The organism is Clostridium culturomicium (assembly GCF_000821305.1).
In the GTDB taxonomy this organism is placed as follows: Bacteria; Bacillota; Clostridia; order Clostridiales; family Clostridiaceae; genus Clostridium_J; species Clostridium_J culturomicium.
Genome location: NZ_CCXK01000010.1, coordinates 1 through 3,034 on the forward strand (window position 1 = coordinate 1; position 3,034 = coordinate 3,034).

General features: G+C 29.6%; 2 protein-coding genes, 1 tRNA gene and 1 rRNA gene. 3 read left to right on the forward strand and 1 reads right to left on the reverse strand.

Annotated elements, in window-relative coordinates; translation table 11 throughout:
* The first annotated feature begins 72 nt into the window (after positions 1-72).
* Together BN1075_RS00585 and BN1075_RS00590 are read left to right on the forward strand one after the other, a co-directional pair.
* Positions 73-148: transfer RNA gene (locus tag BN1075_RS00585), tRNA-Lys, on the forward strand.
* Between the two features lie 210 nt (positions 149-358).
* Complete coding sequence (locus BN1075_RS00590) at positions 359-1,480, forward strand: mechanosensitive ion channel family protein (RefSeq protein WP_052406319.1); 1,122 nt, start codon at positions 359-361, stop codon at positions 1,478-1,480.
* 19 nt (positions 1,481-1,499) lie between these two features.
* On the opposite strand, the gene BN1075_RS20475 is transcribed toward BN1075_RS00590, so the two are convergent.
* Positions 1,500-2,264 carry a hypothetical protein gene (locus BN1075_RS20475; protein ID WP_052406320.1) on the reverse strand — a complete coding sequence of 255 codons (765 nt, stop codon included), beginning with the start codon at positions 2,262-2,264 and terminating at the stop codon, positions 1,500-1,502.
* A gap of 624 nt (positions 2,265-2,888) precedes the next feature.
* Between BN1075_RS20475 and BN1075_RS00600 the strand changes: the two genes are divergently transcribed.
* Positions 2,889-3,034: ribosomal RNA gene (locus tag BN1075_RS00600) — 16S ribosomal RNA — on the forward strand; the annotation flags it as partial.

Here is a 3,034-nt window from a genome sequence, read left to right on the forward strand (position 1 = left end):
AGCATTAAGAGGCCGATAGTACTGCACGGGAAGCTGTGTGGGAGGGTAGGTGGTTGCCAGGTCTTTTTTTATGGTTCGCTAGCTCAGTCGGTAGAGCACATGACTTTTAATCATGGTGTCCGGGGTTCGATCCCCCGGCGAGCCACCAAAAGCACTTCAGCACGAAGTGTTTTTTTGTTATATAAAAGTTTATTTTTAAAATATATGTAATAAAAGTGAGGTATGGACATACTAAAATAAATTAATATAGATATATTTGAAGTAATTTTACATATATTTTATTTGATGTTATTATATTTTAAGTATTATTAAGTAACATTACTTAGCATAATAAAAATCTTATGAGGAGGAAATGGTAATGTTTGTAGCACAATTAGAAATACTTTCGAACAAGTATGTTCAGATGATATTAGAAAGCAGATTTTTTGAAATGTGGAAGTCTATTGCGATTGGCGTAGGTATATTTGTATTGTTTATGTTTTTAAAAAATATTTTTACTAAATATGTTATTAAAATTTTAGATAATTTGTTTAAGACTTTAAAGATTAAAAGTGCTAGAGTAATTTTAAATGCATTTGAAGAGCCAATAAAATTATTATTTGTAGTTATAGGTGCGTATATTTTAGCAACAGTAGTTAACAATTCTATGGGATGGGGATTTAATCTAACTATAGACAAACTTGTTAAGTGTGCAATAATAGTATTAATAGCTATGGGACTTAACAATTTAACAAATAACTCTGATGAATATATTGAAAGAGCAAGCACTAGATATGATATAAAAGTTAATGTAGTTTTAATTCCAATGCTATGTAAGGCAATAAGATTTTTAATATTAGCATTTGCAATTATTCAAATAGCACAGATTTGGGGAATGGATGTAAACGCATTTATAGCAGGTTTAGGCATAAGTGGAGTAGTAGTAGCTTTGGCAGCTAAGGATTATGCTTCAAATATGATGTCAGGAGTTATTATATTCCTAGATAGTCCATTCAATATAGGAGACTGGATTAGGTGTAAAGATATTGAAGGTGTAGTAGAAGAGATAAGCTTTAGAAGTACAAGAATTAGAACTTTTGACAAGGTATTAATTACAGTACCTAACTCAGTATTGGTTAATGATTCAATTCTTAATTTCAATAAAAGAGAGACAAGAAGAGTTACTATGGATATAGGAGTTACCTATGATACATCTATAGAGCAGCTTAAGGTTTGTGTGGAAAACATTAAAGAAATGCTTAGTCAGCATGAAGGTGTAGATAATGAAATGATAAATGTAGCATTTTCCACATTAAATGAAAGCAGCTTAGATATAAGTTTATATTTCTTTATAAACAAGACAACATATAATGAATATATGGCAGTAAAAGAGGATATCAACTTTAAAATTATGAAGATTCTTAAGGATGCACATGTTGAAGTTGCATTTCCTAGTAGAAGTATATATATTGAAAATAAAAAAACTATGCAGACATTTTAATATGTCTGCATAGTTTTTTTTATTTATTATAATTATCAATAAATGTATTAATATCATTATAAAGTGTTCTAACTCCGTTATTCCAATTCTGATCAGCTGAATACTTTCTATTAATCCATACTAAGGTATCAACATTGTCAGGTTTACCTTTAGATAAACTTATAATTGTTCTGCAAGCTATTTGAGAGGAGTCTATAATATCTGTATTATAGTCCTGCCAACTACAGAAAACATTATATGGATTATTAGCTATTTGTGCAGCACCATCTTGATTGGTTGGTACAAAGCCTTGCTCCTGTCCTGTTATAGCAAAAAGAAGTACAGGATTAATATTGAAGTCTCTAGCTACATTAATAATTGAAGTAAAATAAGGTTCCTTCATAAGTAAAGAAGATCTAGTTTCTAAATAAGCTTTGAGCGCATCTTCATTAACTACTTTATATTGAAAAGAATCTGGCAGATGCTCAGTTAGTAATTTAGCATTTTCGCTAACACTAGATTTTGAATAAAATTCATTAAGAGTTGAATTACATTTCCTTAATCCATAATAGTTAATATTATTATCTGAATTGATTTCAGTATAACTTCCTTGTTGGATTATATTATCCTCATTAATAGTTGAAGATAAATTAATATTAGATGAATTAAAATTACTAGCCATAACTAGCTTCGATATATTAATGTGCTGAGAAGAATGATTTTGCGGAGTTATTTGACTAACTAACTGTAAGATAATAAAAAATACAGCTAGATAAGATATAAAACTTCGATTATTTTTTTTCATATAATAAATCACCAATCTCCTATTTTTTTTGCTAATAGGTATAATGTGCCCATAAAATAAAACAATATGCGAAGTTTTTAATTTATTGCAAAAATAAAAGTAAATTTAATAGATATATTTATTTAGGGAATAATATTGCATTAAGTGATAAGTCAGTAATTTAGAAAAAATAAATAAAGGTAAAAAAAGTAATATTTTAAAGCTAAATATAAGATGTTATTTAATAAATAATATAAACAACCCCTGGTGTATCACTATAAGTATATATGTGAAAAAGTGAGAAATAGAAAGAAAGATATCGATTATATTAAAAAAATAAGTACATATGAGAATTATGTAGATTATAATCGTGATAAGATATGTCTTGTCGATGAGAGACGCGACAAAACAACAGCAACAAATTTGAAACAACTTATTAAAAAGTTTTAAAAAAGTTGTTGACAGGTGCGAAAGCCTCTGGTAAAATAGTAAAAGTCGTCGGAAGTAAACGACGAAGAAAAAGAATTGGTCTTTGAAAATTAAACAGAGAAATAAAGGTAAAACCAGTTAATTTCGATAGAGATAATCTATCAATAAATGACTTTAACAAGTCAGCGAAACAATTAGAGCACAGCTCAAACTTTTTAAATTGAGAGTTTGATCCTGGCTCAGGACGAACGCTGGCGGCGTGCCTAACACATGCAAGTCGAGCGATGAAGCCCTTCGGGGTGGATTAGCGGCGGACGGGTGAGTAACACGTGGGTAACCTGCCTTGTAGAGGGGGATAGCCT